The sequence below is a fragment of the Ferrimonas sp. SCSIO 43195 genome (genome assembly GCF_023716685.1).
Taxonomy (GTDB): Bacteria; Pseudomonadota; Gammaproteobacteria; order Enterobacterales; family Shewanellaceae; genus Ferrimonas; species Ferrimonas kyonanensis.
The window spans coordinates 4684514-4702276 of the sequence record NZ_CP072679.1 but is presented as its reverse complement, the minus strand read 5'-3'; the positions used below and the strand labels follow the sequence as shown (position 1 = coordinate 4702276).

The following is a 17763-nucleotide window of genomic DNA, read 5'->3' as shown; positions in this document are numbered from 1 at the left end:
GGCGTTAGCGCGCAGCGCTGGTGGGAACGAACACGGTAAATTTGGCTCCGCCCAAGGGGCTGTCACTGACCTGAATCTTGGCCCCCATTCGATTGGCGGCCGCCTGGGCGATAGCCAGGCCTAACCCCAACCCGCCGGTGGCCTGATTGCGGCTGGCATCCAGGCGGGAAAAGGGCAGGAAGATCAGCTCATGGTCTTCGGCACTGATGCCCTGACCGTCTTCTTCAACCGCGATTTGAATGCCGTCCGGCATTGCTTCTGCGGTGACCTGAACCTGACTGTGGCCATAGCGCTGGGCATTGCTGACCAGGTTGTCGAACAGCAGCCGAAAGCAGCTGCCGTCAACGGCGTACTGTGGCAACGGTTTCACAAAGCAGCGCAGCGGCAGGGCGTCGAGTTTTTTGAACCAGGCCAGGCGCTGCTCCAGCAGCTGAGACAGGTCCTGAAGTTGTTGTTCTGGCTGGCGGTCGAGGGAGTGCAGCCTGACTAGGGTCAGCACCTGGTTGGTGAGCTGATCCATGTCTTCGACGTAGGCATCGATGTTGTCCAGCAGGGCGATCTGATCGGCGTTGGAGCACTGTTTGCGCAGCAAGCCGTTGGCCAGTTGAATGCGGCTGAGCGGGGTGCGCAGTTCGTGTGGGACCGCCTGGGCAAACACGCGGCTTTCATGAACCGAGGTGCTGATGGCGGACGCCATGGTGTTAAAGCTGTTGGCCAATTGCCGAACCGGTTCCGCGTCCGGCACCTCTGCCCGGGCATCCAGCTGGCCTTGACCGAAGCGCTGTTGGGTGTCGGTGAGGGCCTGGATCTGAGTTTGTAGCTGCCGTGCCGGCACGTACAGGGCGGCGCCCATGGCCAAAATGGCCATCAGGAACAACAGGTAGGGGAAGAACTCTTCGGGATCGTCCTCCCAGGCGGCTTCCAGATCGGCGGGCATGCCTGAGGCGCCCAGATGATCGATCAGCAGCAACCGGCCCTCGCTGCCTTCCATGCTGAAACTGGCAAGCAGGTCGTCATTGTCGCGAAAGCGGTAGACATCGGCCAGGTCAAACTTAGCCACCAGGTCGCACTCAGTGCAGGGCGGCGTCGGCACCACCTGCCAGCGTACTTCAAACGGGAAGTTCCACAAATCCAGGGCGTCAAAAAACTCGGCCGGCGGCAGTGGCTGCAGGCGCCAGCTGTTGTACAGAAACGAATAGGCGGCGTGGGTATCGGCGTAGAAGTCTTTGGTGTCGCTGTCGTCCAACACCAGCGAGGCAAAGTTCAGGGTCAGCACGATGCTGCCCACCAGAGCCAGAATCATGCTGAGGTACAGGCGGGTGAACAGCGGTGGAATCAGCTTAGTCATGAACCAGCATGTACCCGCGGTTACGAACGGTGAGAATCATCTTGTAAGGTGCCCGATCGTCGTTGAGCTTTTTGCGCAGACCGCTGATGCGCATATCAACCGAGCGATCGTGGCCGTCGTAGTTAATGCCTCTGAGTGCCTTGCAGCAGGCTTCGCGGGTCACCACCTGGCCAGTGTGCTCGGCCAGCAGCAGTAACATTCGGTATTCCGATTCGGTGAGGTCGATGGGGTTGCCATCGAACTGCACCCGCTGTTGGCGGGGGTGAATGACAACCTTGCCGCAGTTGATGCTGTCGACGTTGACCGGGTGCCACCGGCGCAGCAACGCTTCGATGCGGGCTGCCATGACATGGGGTTTAACCGGTTTCGTCAGGTAGTCGTCGGCGCCCATCTTCAGCAGGCTGATCTCGCTGAACTCATCGTCACAGGCGGTCATCACCATGATCGGCTTCTGATAGAAGGTGCGTGCCTGCTGGCAAACCTCGATGCCACTTAAGCCTGGAAGCATCAGATCCAGTACCACCAGATCCGGCTGAAACTCGCGGATGGCGTTCAGGGCATCATCCCCACGGTCTACAATCCGGGTGTCATATTGCTCTGCCTGCAGATACATGGCAGTCAGTCGGGCGATCTCGGCATCGTCCTCGACGATCAAAATTTTGGCTTTGGCCACCTTGGTTCACTCAGTCGACAATTTTCCAGAGATCAAGTGTACCCATAGGGGCGGCGATACCCTAGTGCTCTTACATCACCTTACAGTGATCTGCGGCAGTTGATTTACGCTGGGGTGCGATCCTGTCAGGTATGAATGTCTGAACAGGCAGGCTATTTCCGGTTGATACAATGTGGAATATAAAGCGTATACTATTGATTAAAAGCTATATTATTGATTTGCTAATAAGGGTGGAGTGTTCATTCTGACAGTACAATCCCTCCCTCTTCCAGTATGGAAGAATGGTATTGATGGTCTTTTTTGTTGTGTAAATGAGTTTTCGGACTTCTTCATTGGTTAATCTGATTGGGACCTCGTATTTATCGCCATGATCTTTACCCAGGGTAGAATGAATCAGCGCTTTAAACAGCTTTGACAGTCGGTCCTGAGTATCGTTGGTAGCGATGACAAACAGACTTTTTTGTTCAGCCTCCAGGCAACTGAGGAAATAGGTGATGACTTCCTGTTTGAGACGAGAGTCGCAGTTGTTGGCAAGCTTCTGTTTCAAGTGGGTGATGGGGAGAACCATAATTTGCGATTCTCGAAGTGCCACCAGAGTGTCTTCCGCTTCACTGTAGCGAAGAAAGCCAGAATAGCCATAAATTCTGTTGGGCAATAGCAACGTGGTAAACAGTTGCTTGTTGATATCATTGGTGCACTTTCGCCGGCCTAAAAGTCCGCGCTGAACCAGTATTAAGCAGTTTTGATAAGGGTGCTGATGCAGTGCATTGCGGTGGACGACGGAGTCGCCCTTCTTAACGGTTATTAGAGCGGATTTTTCATAGAAGGCCATTCTTAAGAAAGCGGGAGCTTCTGGCGGAATCCAAGGAGAAGAGTGTGGCAGAGTGGAGGCTCCAGTACGCATATCATTGCTCGCTTATCATTGAAACCAGCAAATGCCGATTGATTATGGTGGTGTCGGCTCTGGTCTCAATAACCCCTTGTGATTTCCAAGTTGGCATTATCCTGTCAATGGTTTTGACACTGGTGAACATCACATAGCTCAACTCGGCATGGGAAAGCTTGAGAGGTATACACTGGATTTCATCGTTTGACCGTTCGTTATAGTTATTGGCCAATGCGAGAAAGAAATAAGCCAATCTAATGCTGGTGTCACAGGTGAACATTAGGGTGAATCCATCATAGTCAGTGGCGATGCATTTATGTATGTAGCCGTAGATCTCTTCGCGCATGGACTCGTGTTTGGACACATATTCTTTGAGGAAGGTAATGGGAAGAATGTAGGCCTCTGTGTCCCTAAGACACATAATGGTTTCTTTGGAAATATTGATACCAATAAACCCCAGATAGTTAATTACACGTCCTGGTAGGGTTAGGCTTATTGCTTGCGGTTTATTTTCATCATGTGTTAGATAGCACTGTGCCATAATTCCACTATGGTTGTAGATCATGTAATCCTGCAACTTGCGCCGAGCGGTTGGGCCGGATACAACTTGACCTTTTTTAAATGACAGCCTCTCTCCATTGTTGATGAAAAAATCCGCGATGTGTTTTGGAGCGGCTGGAATCACCCAAGGATTTGTGTCGTAAAATCTGTTCATTCATCTTTTCCCATTATCTCAGGTGCCATGGTGGATTACGCTCTCTGATTGGCACAAATGCACCGCTCCTTTGAGACTGGATTAGACCATAACTGGTTGTCTCAGTCGGCCATGGTGTGAGCCATGGCCAACTCAATGCTTACTTTAGTTCGGATTTAACATGTTCCACTGCGAATCGACCTGTGGCGATGGCTGTGGCGCTGGCAAAACCAGGGTTAATATAGGGGTATTTGCCTCCATACATTCCGCCAGCGGTGGCGCCTGCTGCATACAACCCTTTGATTGGAAGTCCTTTCTTGCCGATTACTTGAGCGTTATGATCAATCTTAAGGCCGCCGGACATGTCACAGATAGTAGAATGCCCCCATAAGGCGTAATACGGAGGAGTGAGCAGGGGATCGAAATGTGCTTTTTTGCCAAAATCGATATCTTCTCCTTTTTGCGCCTGTTCATTGTAGCGACTGACGGTGGCGGTTAGCGTAGTGACATCAATGCCCATTTTCTTTGCTAATTCTTCAATAGAGTTTGCTTTGAAAGCGTAACCCCGCTTTTCACCATTTTTAATTGCCTTGTCAAAGTTGACGATCTTCCTTCCTCGATCATACATGGTGAAATAATTGGTATCAGAACCTGCCCCCTCCATCAAATCCTGGCGCTTGGCGTCGTCCATGATAACAATGCCTTGGTTGCCATGGTTTTTGAATGCATTCAGGACCTTGGTGAAGTCTCCAGAAAGGCTTTCGTCAAATACACGTTCGCCTTTAAAGTTTACCCACAGAGACTGTGCTTTCATCATCATGTAGGCGTCGAGCATGGTGTTTGAGGAGTACATCTCTTTGTATAGAGTATTGCGAGGTACAAAAGACTCACCGATAACCAGGCCAAGGTCAGCCATCTCGGCACCTACCTTTTCACCCATAATCACGCCATCTCCAGTATTAGAGGTAAGGGAGATCGATTTCATGGGCTCACCATCAACCATCAATTCAGGTGCATACTTCATCAGTAATTTTTTATTTTGAGCGATTGAGCCTGTAGCCATTAATACGGCGTCGGCATTGATCTTGATACGTCCCTCATCTTCGCTGTCGGCATAGATACCGACAACATCCCCTTTTTTGTTGGTGATCAGTTCAGCACCTGCGGTTTCAGTTAGAATTTTACCACCATTATCAAAGATGACCTTAGACAGCGCATCAACGGCTTGCTTGCCGGGATTATGGTCTGCATAGGTGTGATTGACCCGATTGCCGTCAGGGGTGTCAGTCACCAGTGTGGTGCCGAAGGCGACACCGGCATCTTCAAGCCACTTGAGGTTGTCGGCAGAGGTATCAACAATACGCTTTACCAGTCGTGGGTTGGCTTTCCAGTCTGTATATTCAATGGCTTCTTTAAAAGACTGTGCTCGAGTTTTACCGACCATGTTTTTTGCTTGCAGCGGTGTTTCTACAGCATAGGTACCTTCAATCAGGTATAGCTGCCCACCTGGAGTCGCCAGTTTTTCCAGAACGATGGTGTCAATTCCGATGCTTTCTGCATAGGCCGCAGCAGTCAGGCCCGCTGTACCTGAGCCGACAATAACCAGTTCGGTGGAATATTCGTCCATTGCCATTACTGTGGTCGACATGCACAGTGACATAGCCAAAAGTATGCTGTTCGCTTTCATCATTTTCTTCCTAATATTGGAATAATAAAATACTAAAATTATTTCTTGATGATCATCTGGAATTATTTTATAGCGCAGGGTGAGGTTTGGAACTGACATATGTCAGGGTGAAGTTTTTGTTTAAGATATATGAGGTGCGCTACTCATCGTTGACCTAATCGGAAATAGGCCATTCAGAAATCGTGTGGCTTTTTTTGAGCCGGGTCATGTAAATCTCTCACTATGAGAAAGGCATCTTTTGGAAGGTGTGATTCACGCCACTGATGTTTGGTGAAAGTTGATAGTGGTAAAAAAACAATCCGTCAATTTGGGAGTTGAGCGGCTGATATACTGAGGTGAAATTTTTGATGACAAGGGGCGAAAAAGGCCGCCTGGAGTGCAGTTTAGGGTCAGGGTGAATGACTCAATCCAGACAGCCAGAAAGTAAGAAGAGAGCGGGCCCTACGGCGTCTCGATGTCAAACTTGTGGTGACAGGCTTCGTTGCAGTACAGTTTGGATTCACGATGGGCGGAGTGGCATACAGTACAGCGGAGATCGCCGACATGAGTATCGTGGATATTCATCTCTATTTTGCGATCGGCACCTTCGCTGAGAATTGATGCGGCTGCGTCTTTCATATCTGAGTGGCAATTGCGGCAGGCTTTCTGGGAAGCCTTACGTTTTGGAGGCGTGTTCTTATGGCAGTCGCTACATTCCAGTCCTGCTTGCTGGTGGGGGCTCTTCAATGAGTGGCCAGCAGTTGCGATAAAAGCCGTGGATGAAAGGGTGGAGAGCAATAATAGTGAGAAGACCGTTTTCTTAAACATGGTTAGTGTCCGGAAAATAATTGGAGATACGTTATGATGAGATTCCAATTATTTTATTTGTCACTAACTTGATCCACAGACATATGTCTGCAATTGTGTTAAAGCAGATGATTCAATTCCCAGGAATTGATCTCGAACCCATTTTTATAGTCACGAACTATGCCCCTTTCCCTCCAGTTGGGAAGAATTCTCTCAATGGTCTTTTTTGTGGTGTACATCACATAACTTAATTCACTATAAGACAGCTTTAGTGGAATGTTTATCCACTCATTTTTTAGATCGCAGTTGAAACTTTGAGCTAAAGACTTAAATAGATGTGCCAGTCTCTTCTCGGTATCGCAGGTGAACATGCAGGTGAAGGCATCATAATCGGATGCAATGCAGGACATACAGTAAGATTGGATTTCGTTTTCAAGCTCGGTTCTTTCTTTAACTCGATTTCTAACTTCGTCGATGGGGAGCATGAACACCTCAGAGTCCCTGAGAGCAATCACTGACTCTGAGCAGGTGTCTATTCCCATATAGCCGCAATAATTGATTACCCTGCCGGGAAGGACCAGGCTGATGGCGTAGGGCTTGTTGGCATCGTGGGTGACATAGGTTTGGGCGAGCAGTCCAGAGTGCAGGTAGAGCATCTTATCGGAGTTGAGTTTGTTGCCGCACAGTGTCGGACCGGCGACGGTTTCGCGTCTTTTAACCTTCACTCTTTCACCGAAACAGAGGAACAATTCGGTAATCGACTTTTCTGTGGCCGGTATTACCCAAGGCGTGGTGTCATAGTAGTTCGACATAATGATGGCTCCTTTTAGATGATCGACTTACTTATGACGGTAGCTTGTTCTTTCTGAAAGTATAACCCCTTCCTTTTCCAGCCTGGAAGGATGGTATTTATGGTTTTCTTTGTGGTGTAGACCAACTTGCGAAGCTCTTCGTTGCTGAGTCGAATGGGGACTTCATAACGGTCGCCCTGATCTTTGCCATCGGTCGCGTAGATTAGCGATTTAAACAGCTTGGCCAGCCGTCCCTGAGTTTCCTCTGTGGCAATAATGAACATCCCTCGGTGTTCGGACTCAAGACAATTAAGAAAGTAGTCGTTGATGGCCTTTCTCAGTTTTGGGTCCGGGCTGTTGCTCAGGCACTCCTGCAGTCGTTTTGGCGAGAGGATCATGATCTGAGACTTCCGTAAGGCCACAAGGGTGTCTTCATCATTCGTGTCGAGAAGACAGCTCGAAGGGCCATAGACTCGATTTGGCAGCAGTAGAGTGGAGATAAGCTGTTTGTTGATGTTGCTGGTGGATTTACTTCTGCCCAGAAGACCCTGTATTAAGAAAATCAATGAATGTTGATAGGGGTGCTGATGGAACCGGTTCCGGTGGATCACCTTTTCACCCTTTCTGACGGTAATTAGGGTGGCGTGTTCGTAGAACAGGGAGCGAAGGGGGCAAGGTGCCTCTGGTGGGATCCAGGGAGCGGTATGCTTGTGATCGGAAGGGCTCATCATGGTGGGTAGCTCCTGAAAAACGGGGCCGTGGTGTTGGCCCCGGTTGTTGTGGGTTAGTCGAGTGTCTTATTTAAGAATTTTTCAGCTACGTCCTGAACCGCAAATCGACCGGTGGCGATAGCGGCGGCACTGGCGAAACCAGGATCGATGTAGGGGTAGTTGTCGCCGTACATTCCGCCGGCGGTAGCTCCGGCTGCATACAGGCCTTTGATGGCGTTGCCTTTCAAGTGCATTACCTGAGATTTGTGGTTAATTTTGAGACCACCCCCCATGTCGCAGATGGTGGTATCTCCTTTCAAGGCATAGAAAGGTGGGGTTAGCAGGGAGCTCAGGTATTGGGCGTCTTTGCCCATGTCGGTATCCGCGCCCTCTTTTGCCAGTGTGTTATAGCGGTCGACGCTGGCTTGCAGAGTTGCGGGGTCGATCTGCAGTTGTTTGGCCAACTCACGGATGGAATTGGCTTTGAAGGCGTAACCACGCTTCTGGCCATCTTTGATGACTTTGTCAAAATTCACTACCTTGCGGCCGGTATCGTACAGCGTGAAGTAGTTGGTGTCGGAGCCACTGCCTTGCATCATGTCTTTGCGCTTGGCGTCGTCCATAATGACGACGCCCTGATTGCCAAAATTCTTCAGTACATTGAGTACTACGGTAAAGTCACCGGCCAGGCTCTCATCCATCACCCGATCCCCGTGAGTGTTTACCCACAGAGAGTGAGCTTTCATCATCATGTAGGCATCCAACATAACGTCGGAGGTGTAGATCTCTTTGTAGTCGGTGTTGGTGGGAACCAGGGCTTCACTGATGACCATATCCAGGTTGGCCAGATCGGCTCCTACCGCTTGGCCCATGATAATACCGTCGCCAGTATTGGATTTCAGGGCGTTGGACTTCATTGGTTCGGCGCCGGCAATGAGCAATTCAGGGTTGTATTTCACCAACAGCTCTTTGTTGTGAGAGATGGAGCCAGTGGCCATCAACACCGCTTTGGCATTAATTTTGATTTCTCCTTCGTCGGCACTGTCCGCCCAGATGCCAGTAACTTCGCCTTTACCGTTGGTCACCAGCTTGGTGCCCGGAGTTTCGGTGAAGATTTGGCCGCCGTTGTCGCTGATGATCTTCGTCAGCACCTCAACAGTTTGGGCGCCTGGGTTATGATCGTGGTAGGTGTGGTAGGTTCTGTTGCCATCGGGCGTATCGGTGATTAATCCCCCCATCTTGATGCCGCGGTCCATCATCCATTTGATGTTGCCATCAGAGTCATCGATGATTCTTTTAACCAGAGCGGGATTGGCCTTCCAGCCGGCGTAGTCCATGGTTTCTTGGAAAGACTTTTCTTTGGTCAGGCCGACCATCTCTCGCTTTTGCAATGGTGTTTCTACGGCGTAGGTGCCTTCGATGAGATAAAGCTGGCCGCCTGGAGTCGCCAGTTTCTCCAAAACGATGGTATCGACACCATTCTCCTCAGCATAAGCGGCGGCGGTCAGACCGGCGACACCAGAACCAACGATGACCAGATCGGTATTGTATTCGGTGATGGCAAAGGCGTGAAATGAAGTGCATGCTGCCAGTGTTAAGGCGATTGATTTTAGTTTCATTGAGTTTCCCTTGTTGTTGGAACACCTATGTGTGAATTCGAGAAAACAATAAAACTCAGGGCTGGAAGGAAATACGGACACATGTCGGTGATGGTCATCGCAATGGAAGGTAAAGTCCCTTAAAAACAGAGGCTTAAATAAAGGGCGGTATTTAAAGAGTTGTTGGGTTTGTGAGCTGTGCCTAGATAAAATGTAGAATTTTAATGAAACCGTTTTCAAGAAAAATAAAAGTGAGGGCGGTAATATTCATTGCCGCCCTCATTCTTTGGATCTTCAGAAGAATACTACTGATTAGCTTAGAAGCTGTACTTTACCGAGTAGAAGATGGCATCGGCATAATCGGCTACCCCGAGATTGTTTTGACTGTAGCGGTAGGACAGAGACAGGGCGACGTTTTCAGTAGCAAACCAATCCAGAGTTAACCAACCATTGAAACCGAAGTCTTTTTTGTCACCGGTGACCTCAAGATAGATGTCGTCTCGGCCAACGAAGTTTTCCTGATTCCACATTAGGTTAAAGTCCTGGCCAAAGGCAGAAAAGCCTTTGGCTGCGCATAAGAACAGGTAGCCACCGTTATAGCCATTTTCCCATTCAGTGCCCAGTCCCCGATAATCGGCAATGATAAAATTGGCTGCCAGTGCACCTTGTAGGTAAAGGCCATTATCCAGCACCTTATCCCAGCTGATGCCCGGTAACACCATGGTTTCGGCCCAATCCGGTTCATTTTTGGCAAACACCTGACCATAGAGATTAAAGTCGGAACTGCCAAGGTTCGCTTGCCCAATAAGGATGGCTTCAATGCCCAGTTCCGCACTGTCGTCAATGTCTTCTATGGTGATGTTGCCATAGATATCACCGAAGTCTGTGCCGTTGACTCCCACTAATCTGACAAAGGTGTTTTCGCTTCTTTGTTTACCAAAGATCTGTTCGTGATTGTTGTCCCAGTCGATAAGGCCGGCTTCGGTGTAGAAATCCGCTGCATTTGTTACCAGTGGTGCTAAGGACAACAGGCCAACGAGGAGTTTATTTGATTTCATCTCGATCACTCTCTTTTATATTTTTAAGTTTGATGTTTCGGTTAGATGAAAATGGAATACAGCCTGGAATTCAAATACAACAATGTTTGAGTGGCTGTTAAATAAGAAGTGACAGTATATCCAATGCTTAATAAATGGTGAGTCGGGTGATACCTGGGGGTAAACTGTGTCACCCAGGTGATTATTATGATGTCTGAAAATCCTTCAGAATCTGGCTAAAGCTCATAGAAACACCAAGGTTGAGAACTGGTTCATATATTTTACTTTGAAGATGAGCAAAGGGGAGATGGGTAACCATTTGCTGGCATCTTGGGGCACCCGAGAGGCTGGATAGCCAACTGAATGTTGTTAGTGTTAAGCCTGATTTGATATCGGCTGATTCGGACCATGCATTTATTTGGGAACGCACTGAAAAACTCTCTAGCTCTGCTGGTGATGATGGTGGCGCAGTTGGGTTCGGTGGTACTACTGGGTGTATGGCAACCGGATGAACTGTTCTATCTGGGGCCGGTGATTCCGTTGACAAGCTTACTGAGCTCTTTTGTCAGTGGATTTGCCATTTTCTGCGCCGTGGAAGTGGGCTGTTTGATGGGGAAAGGGAATTCGCAGGGAGCGAGAGACTGCCTGGCGTTAGGTTTGATTACAGTGACCCTGATGACCCTGATGACCCTTGGCCTAGTGATGTTGGCCATCGTGGTGTCCCAAGGGGTCGTGTTTTTATCACCCGGGAATGGTTTTCAGCTCAGTGGCCAATACTTGTTACTGTGGCTGCCTGGGTTGCTGCCACTTTCGGTATCCTCGGTGCTCAGTCAGAGCCTCAGAAGCAGTGGTTACATTAATCACTATTTGTGCCTCATGGTTATTGCGGCAGCGGCAGTGTTTTTCTTCGATCTTCTGGCTGTTGTTTGGTTGAAAATGGGGCTGATAGGGACCGCTGGGTCCTTTTTGTTGAGCTCGACCCTGTCTCTGATTATCTCGATGCTTTTCTGCCGGAAGTTGAGGCTATGGCCACAACGATGGCCCTTGCCGGGCCAGTGGTGGAAGCTGACCAGAGCACAATCACGGCGCGCGGCGGCAGTGATGGCAAATAGCGTGCAGCCGACATTGCTCAAGCTGGTTCTGGTTTCCTTGCTGACCATGGTGTCGCCGTTCTGGGGTAGCTGTGCCGGAATTTGGACACGAGTAGAAGTCATATTGCTGGTTCCCGTCAATGGCCTGTGTGGCGGCATGATGTCCTGTCTGCCGAAGGCCTATGGGGCCGGGAGGGTGGAGTTGGTGAATGGGATGATTGTACGTGGGCTCTGCTATGTCTTGTTGATCGAGGGGGGACTCACTGCCTTGGGGTATTGGTATGCAGACTCGCTCTTGCCTTATGTGACTGACGATCAGGGAGTGAGAATCGTGCTCGGAGAGATCACCGAGCGCTTGATCTGGAGTTATCCCTTACTCGCCCTAGGCATAATGGCATCACAGATTCTTCAGGTGCTTGGAAGAGGCTCCGCGGTATTGAGGTTGACTGTTTCACGGAACCTGATGTTGGTGGCCGCCTTTCTGATGGTCTTGTCGAGAGTCGGTCCTGCGGAGGCGATCAGTGTTCAGGCTGCAGTGAACGCCGGTTTTGCGGTAGTGATTGTTCTGGCTCTGAGGCGGGTTCAGACCCGGTATCTGATACCCGCCAACCTATAACTATCCCTCTGGCTGGCAGATTTCGTTACGCCAGACGGCGGCAAAGGTCTTCATCAGCAACACCAGAATCACCAGTGACGCCAATGACAACAGGGCAAACGACAGGTATCCATAGAGTGGCTTGGAGGTGGCGCTGTACATCACTTGGGCGGCGATGCTGGCGGCAGCCAGTGGGAATGAGTAGGCCCACCAGGAGACATAGAAGCGGATCTTGGAGAAGCGGGCAAACTGAGTCAGTAGCAGCAGTACCAGGAACATGGCGACGTTGAACAGCACCTGGGCCAGGGTATCGATGGTGCCAGTGAGCTTAAGATAGGCGGTAAAACCGACTGCCGGCGGGGCGATGAAGATAAACAGGGTGGGCAGCAACTTCTCTGGCAGAGGGTCATGAAAGATAACTCTATTCAAAATCAATGCTTTAAGTATTATCCAGAACAATAAGCCGATGGAAAAGAAGAACCAGCTGATCTCCATAAAGCCATGTTCCACACCGGCAATGGGGACGATGATGTTGCCGACAATGGGAATAAACCAGGCTGGGGTGCTGTGGGCAATCTGAAATTTGGGGTGGTGAATCCACTGGGTCAGCACATACAGGGTAAATAACAGGTGCAATACCGCCCCGACGCTCCAGAGTGCCAGTGATAATGGCTTGGACAGCGGCAATAACGCGGCACTGAGTAGCAGCAGGCTGATGGAGAATGTAGGGAAGAAGCTGAGTTTAATGGGGTGGTTGAGTTCGGCGCGTACCGCCTCGGGCTGGGTGAACAGCTTCATCAGGTAACTGCCACACAGGGCGGTGAACAGCACCAGGGTCAAAATCAACAACAGTTGATTGATGATTGACGGGGCGCCGAGTACCTGTGCGGCCTTGCCCCAGGCCAGGGTTAACCCGCTCATGCCCATGATCATGGCAAAGAACGAAACCGGGAAATACGCCAGTTGCGAGGAGCGAGAGAGTTCCGCTTGCTGATTCATAATCATCATCCGTAATTTAGAATATTCTAATACGCTATGCCTGACCGACATTCAAGTCCAGTACCGATAGGACAGTTTTTGCTGCGAGTTGGTAAATCTGTGAACTGACGACGGTTGCCCCGAATCCACAAAAAAGCCGCCCCGAGGGGCGGCTTGCAGGTTTGACGTATGATGAGTGTTACTGGTGCATCTTGCCGCCAAGCTCGGTCAGGCGATCCAGTTTCTCGCCGACTTCGTGGCACTGACCGCAGGCGAAACCTTCCTGCAGATAGGGGTACATGAAGTGACCATCTTCGGTGAACTGGCCGCGATCATCGTACAAATCAATCTTAAACAGGTGAATCATCTCGTCACCGAATTTAACCCCGTTTTTCTCGACGTAGGTGGCGTTCTTCACCGCGTCTGGCATGTGACAGGTGGTGCACTCCATGTTGTTGTGCAGGCTGAGCATGCCACCGGTTTCCATTGGCTTGTCACCGTGGCAGTCGGAGCAGACTTTGGTGACGGCACCGGCGTGTTCCGGCTGGTCCTGGTTCAGGGTTGATTTATGCGGGTTGTGGCAGCTGTTGCAGCTCATACCCAGCTTGTAGTGTGCGCCCATCACTTCACCGTTGTCCGGGTCGATGCCCATTAGCTCATCGTGGCCCTGGTGGTGCTTGGGTAAGCCGCCAGAGACCGCGATACGGCCACCAAACTCTTCTCCTTCGGGGAAGGCGGTTTTGTATGGGTTGGTGTAGTCGTTGCTGTGAGTACGGTTACCGTCGCGAGTGTGACACTCAGAACAGTGCACCGGCAGGCCATAGCCCTGGTCATCGGCGCGCAGTTGCTCACTGGTCCGTGGGGTCGCAGTCTTGACGATGTTGTCGGCTGACGGCGCCTTAATGTGCTCGGAACCGGCGCCGTGGCAGGCTTCACATTGCACTCCGGCGTAAGCATAGGTGCCCATGATACCGGGTAAGTCATCTTGCTTGTGGGGGTTCAGGCTGCCCTCTTCGGTGCCGGTAAAGGGTTTCCAGCCGGTGTTGTGGCAGTTACCACAACCGTAGGCGTAGTCGAACTTGTCACCCTTGTAGGCGCCCATCACCTGATCGTTCAGCCCCAGGTTCTCGGCGTGGATGTTGTATTGCACCGCGCTGCCGGTGACGACGTAGCCGTCTTTATCGAACCAGCGGTACTTCCAGCCATAGCCGCCGGAGGTGTAAGTCACGTCGTCGTAGCTTTCGGGGATTCCCAGGGTGTTGTTGCTGCCGTTGCCGTCGTTACCGACCATCTCCAGTGCACCGGTCATGTTGGTGTAGGGAAACTCGGGCATTTCGCCGTCAATTTCACTGATCTTGAAGTTATGTCCGGTTAACTGGTGGGTGGCAAATTCCTGGGCGTGGCAACTGCCACAGGCTTCGGAGCCCACGTAGCTGAGGCTGACCTGACCGTCTTCGGTGACGGTGACTCGCACCTTGGCGCTGGCGTCATCACTGCCGTCACTGATGGTGTAATCGATGGTGGCGCTGCCCACGAACCCGTCCGGGTCGTAGTGCACCAGTCCGTCGGAGATGCTGGCGACGCCTTGATCGGCGACGGCGCTGCTTAATGTCAGAGTATCACCATCGGCATCAGTGGCTTGAGCCAGTACATCGATGCTGATGGCCTCGCTGGCGGTGGTTTCGGCGCTGAGATCGGCGGCAACCGGTGGGGTATTTGGATCGGGCACGACCACGGTGTTGTCATCGTCGTCGCTACAGGCAGTCATCAGACTGGCTGCAATCAGGGTGGCTAAAAGCCGGGTGTGGGTTTTCATCATCATTCTCCTGCAGTGGTGGACCACTGTCTACATCCTGCAAGGAGTATCGAATGTGTGAATTTTTGTCGCCAGATTAGGGAAGTTGTCACCCTGAACCGGGTTGATAAGTTTTGTTATCAGAACTGATTCAGGGTGATGTTTTATAAGGATTTATTCGTCGGATGAGGCGGCAATAAATTGCACCATTTGTTGGCCGTGAGTTGTTAAAAAGTAGATCTTGTTCGCATTTTGTTCCACCAGTCCGCTCTGCTTTAATTGGCGCAGGTGAAAATTGAACTGAGTGTGGTTGTCGACGCCCGCCAAGCGGCACAGATCCATGAAGCGCAGCTTCTTGTGCAGGGACAGTTGTTGCAATACGGCCCGGCGCATGGGGTTGGACAGCGCCGAAAACACCTTGTTGGCCTCCTCCTCCGGCAGCGACAGTGCCGGTTGCCGCTGGGCCTGAACCCGTCGGAGGGTGGTGGCCAGGGTCGTCAGGTTAAAGGGTTTGGTGACAAAGTCATCGGCGCCCCGTTTCATGGCATCGACGGCGGTATCGACGGTGGCGAAGGCGGTGGTGATGACGATGCCAATGCCGGGTTGCAGTCGCCGCAGGGCGGCGATGGCATCGACTCCGGTCATGCCCGGCATCACCAGATCCAGCAGCGCAATATCAAATTTTTGCTGTTCGGCCTGATCCAACGCCTGTTCGGCGCTGTGACAACTGACGACGGTGAAGCCTTCGCAGTGCAGGGCCTCTTCGATAGCACTGTTGAGTTCGACGTCGTCTTCGGCAAGCAGAATCGACAGGGTCATGAAGCGCTCCTTGGCAGAGTAAACTGAGCCACCAATCCGGTGTCTCCATTGCTCAGGGTCAGTTCGCCCTGATGCTGTTGAATGATTTGCTGGCAGATGGTCAGCCCCAGGCCGGTGCCTTGCCCCTGAGGTTTGGTGGTGAAAAACGGGCTCAATGCCTGAGTCAGCAGCGCGGGGGTCATGCCGCTGCCACAGTCACTGATCCGTACCTCAATGCCGTTGGCGCCGGCAGTGGCACTGATGGTCAGTTTCAGGGTGTCGCTACTGGCATCGATGGCGTTGCTGACCAGGTTGATGATCACCTCTTCCAGCTTGATTTCGTCACCCATCACCCGCAGGTTCGGTTCCAGATCCAGCTGTACCTGAAACGGCTTGAGTCGATGTTGCATCAGATCCAGGGCCGAATGGATGACTTGACCCAGATCGACGGGCTGAACTTCGGCGGTGCTGTTGCGGGCAAAGTGCAGCACCTCCTGGCTGATGTGATTGGCCCGGTTGAGGCCGTGACGAATGCGCTGTAACTGTTTTTGTTGAGCCTCATCCGGTTGCAGTTGGCGCTCAAGCAGGTCGCAGCCCAGGGTGGCGTAGCTCAATGGCGTCTTGATCTCATGGGCGATGCCGGAGGCCAACTCTCCGATGGCTCGCAGTTTTTCGCCGCGCATTACCCGTCGTTGCTGCTCCTCAATCTGCTGCTGGTATTCCAAATCAAACAGCTTAAGCGCCTGCAGTAGCCCTAATAGCAGGCCGAAGGCACTGAGCATGCGCACCATGGGCACCCAGATGCCCCAGTTGGAAGAGAGCAGACCGGCAGCGATGGCGTAGCACAACAGGGCCACGCCACAATAGCCAAACCACTGGGCCCCCTGATGATGGTTGGCGGACAGTTCGCGGGCGTAGTAGATCATGGCGACCCCGGCCAGGCTGCCGCCGGCCAGGCCGAAGATCCAGCGGGTCAGTTGCACCGACAGCAGCAGTGAGCGTTCCACGGGGAAGATCAGCAGATGAATCAGGGTGGCGGACAGATACAATGCCAGCAGTATCGGCACCAGGTAGCTCAGCCAGCGCCGGTGCGGTGCCGCGAGGATGTCCAGCATCTGCCAGGCAAACCACACCAGCGCCAGGAACGAAATCAGCAGTTTGGCGATACGCAGCAATTTCACCTGTATCCACCACTGCTGAGACAGTTCGCCGCCCACCAGTTTCAGGTACAGTTCGGACCATTCGTGGAAGGCATGGGTAAAGCCAAACAATGCCAGCGCCGGCAGCGCCGAGGCGATGGCCAGCTTACTGAATTTGAGGTTACGAAAGCTGATGACGCAGCCGATGGTGAAGAACACCAGACCGTAGAACAGGTAAACATTGAACAGGATCAGCTCTTTCATCGGCTAAAGGCTAGCCAATTCCTGAGGTGTCTGCTGTGACCGCTCTGGGGTTCTGGGGGCAAAAAGGCCGGTAAGGATCACAAAAAAGCCTCCACGGGTGGAGGCTTTTTACTGGAATAAGAGGCGTTTCGATTTACTTCTGGGTAGCCAGGTAGTTCATCAGGTCGGTCAGTTGTCCCAGAGTTTCGATGTTGCGCATGTTGATCATGTACTTATCGTTGATGATGAAGGTGGGTACACTCTGAATGCGAAACTTCTGCTGTTCCATCATCCAGGTCATCACCTTCTTTTGTACCGCTTTGCTGGTGGCGATCTTGTCGTAATCGCTGACGTCGACGCCGTTATCGGTAAACACCTTTTTGATGTCATCGCGAGTCTTGATTTTATCCTCTTTCTCGGCGTCGTGGGCGCCCGGGGCGTGATCGTGGGCACCGCCGGCAAGGATGTCGAACATCGGAATCTTGACCTTGTCGGTCACGCCCATCTCTTGCATTACAGCCAAAGACAGGATCACCTCGTTGCCGATGTCGCTGTTCATGAAATCAACGTGCGCCTGTTGGAAGTCGATGCTTTTGTCCAGGCCGGGTTTGATCAGCGGCAGGTAGCGCTTCTCCATGGTGATGCAGTTGTGGCAGTACAGGGAGAAGAACTCCTTGATGGTTGGTTGCTCAGTCGCTGGACCCTGGCTCACTACGCTGTAGTGGGTGCCTTCGGTAAATTGGGCTGCCCAGGTCGCCAGGGGGGCGATCATCAGGGCGACGGCTAGGGCGATACGCTTGCTCACAATGTGTGTCCTCGTTGTCTCTACAGGAGAAATAAGTGGGGGAACCGTTCAGGGGCCTAAGCTAACCTATGGAGCTACTGCAAGGTCAATAAATATCGCTTTCAATCTG

16 protein-coding genes are annotated in these 17763 nt (G+C 51.7%); 1 reads left to right on the top strand and 15 read right to left on the bottom strand.

Annotated features, from left to right (window positions below; all coding sequences use genetic code 11):
- Positions 1-4: 4 nt before the first annotated feature.
- From J8Z22_RS21700 to J8Z22_RS21655, 10 genes are all read right to left on the bottom strand, one after another.
- Positions 5-1348 (bottom strand): ATP-binding protein, encoded by a 1344-nt coding sequence (locus J8Z22_RS21700; RefSeq protein ID WP_252008171.1) that lies wholly within the window; start codon positions 1346-1348, stop codon positions 5-7.
- Positions 1341-2021, bottom strand: a complete 681-nt coding sequence (locus J8Z22_RS21695; protein WP_252008169.1) for a response regulator transcription factor — start codon at positions 2019-2021, stop codon at positions 1341-1343. Before J8Z22_RS21695 ends, J8Z22_RS21700 begins: the two co-directional genes overlap by 8 nt.
- A 205-nt stretch (positions 2022-2226) precedes the next feature.
- Entirely contained in the window at positions 2227-2925 is a 699-nt protein-coding gene (locus tag J8Z22_RS21690; RefSeq protein WP_252008167.1) for a hypothetical protein, read from the bottom strand.
- A 1-nt stretch (position 2926) separates the two neighbouring features.
- Positions 2927-3622, bottom strand: a complete 696-nt coding sequence (locus J8Z22_RS21685) for a Crp/Fnr family transcriptional regulator (protein WP_252008166.1) — start codon at positions 3620-3622, stop codon at positions 2927-2929.
- Positions 3623-3761: 139 nt separating this feature from the next.
- Positions 3762-5291 (bottom strand): FAD-binding protein, encoded by a 1530-nt coding sequence (locus J8Z22_RS21680; protein ID WP_252008164.1) that lies wholly within the window; start codon positions 5289-5291, stop codon positions 3762-3764.
- Positions 5292-5729: 438 nt separating this feature from the next.
- Positions 5730-6095, bottom strand: coding sequence for a cytochrome c3 family protein (locus tag J8Z22_RS21675; protein WP_252008162.1), 366 nt, complete (start codon positions 6093-6095; stop codon positions 5730-5732).
- Between the two features lie 98 nt (positions 6096-6193).
- Positions 6194-6886, bottom strand: a complete 693-nt coding sequence (locus J8Z22_RS21670) for a Crp/Fnr family transcriptional regulator (RefSeq protein WP_252008160.1) — start codon at positions 6884-6886, stop codon at positions 6194-6196.
- A gap of 14 nt (positions 6887-6900) precedes the next feature.
- Positions 6901-7596 carry a Crp/Fnr family transcriptional regulator gene (locus tag J8Z22_RS21665; protein ID WP_252008158.1) on the bottom strand — a complete coding sequence of 232 codons (696 nt, stop codon included), beginning with the start codon at positions 7594-7596 and terminating at the stop codon, positions 6901-6903.
- Positions 7597-7649: 53 nt separating this feature from the next.
- Positions 7650-9194, bottom strand: coding sequence for an FAD-binding protein (locus J8Z22_RS21660; protein ID WP_252008156.1), 1545 nt, complete (start codon positions 9192-9194; stop codon positions 7650-7652).
- A gap of 296 nt (positions 9195-9490) precedes the next feature.
- The gene (locus J8Z22_RS21655) at positions 9491-10231 is read right to left on the bottom strand and encodes an outer membrane protein OmpK (protein ID WP_252008154.1); all 741 of its coding nucleotides are present in this window, start codon (positions 10229-10231) and stop codon (positions 9491-9493) included.
- A 387-nt stretch (positions 10232-10618) separates the two neighbouring features.
- Between J8Z22_RS21655 and J8Z22_RS21650 the strand changes: the two genes are divergently transcribed.
- The gene (locus J8Z22_RS21650) at positions 10619-11917 is read left to right on the top strand and encodes an MATE family efflux transporter (RefSeq protein ID WP_252008152.1); all 1299 of its coding nucleotides are present in this window, start codon (positions 10619-10621) and stop codon (positions 11915-11917) included.
- Here the strand turns inward: J8Z22_RS21650 and J8Z22_RS21645 are convergent, their stop codons facing one another.
- The 5 genes from J8Z22_RS21645 to J8Z22_RS21625 form a co-directional block, all read right to left on the bottom strand.
- On the bottom strand, positions 11918-12895 hold the full coding sequence (locus tag J8Z22_RS21645) for an SLAC1 anion channel family protein (RefSeq protein ID WP_252008150.1): 978 nt from the start codon (positions 12893-12895) through the stop codon (positions 11918-11920).
- A gap of 178 nt (positions 12896-13073) precedes the next feature.
- Positions 13074-14690: an Ig-like domain-containing protein gene (locus J8Z22_RS21640; RefSeq protein ID WP_252008148.1), complete on the bottom strand. Its 1617-nt coding sequence runs from the start codon at positions 14688-14690 to the stop codon at positions 13074-13076.
- A 153-nt stretch (positions 14691-14843) separates the two neighbouring features.
- Positions 14844-15488: a response regulator gene (locus J8Z22_RS21635; protein WP_252008146.1), complete on the bottom strand. Its 645-nt coding sequence runs from the start codon at positions 15486-15488 to the stop codon at positions 14844-14846.
- Positions 15485-16870: an ATP-binding protein gene (locus J8Z22_RS21630; protein WP_252008144.1), complete on the bottom strand. Its 1386-nt coding sequence runs from the start codon at positions 16868-16870 to the stop codon at positions 15485-15487. The genes J8Z22_RS21635 and J8Z22_RS21630 overlap by 4 nt, the downstream gene beginning before the upstream one ends.
- Before the next feature lie 133 nt (positions 16871-17003).
- Positions 17004-17654 carry a thiol:disulfide interchange protein DsbA/DsbL gene (locus J8Z22_RS21625; protein ID WP_028111201.1) on the bottom strand — a complete coding sequence of 217 codons (651 nt, stop codon included), beginning with the start codon at positions 17652-17654 and terminating at the stop codon, positions 17004-17006.
- Positions 17655-17763: the final 109 nt, after the last annotated feature.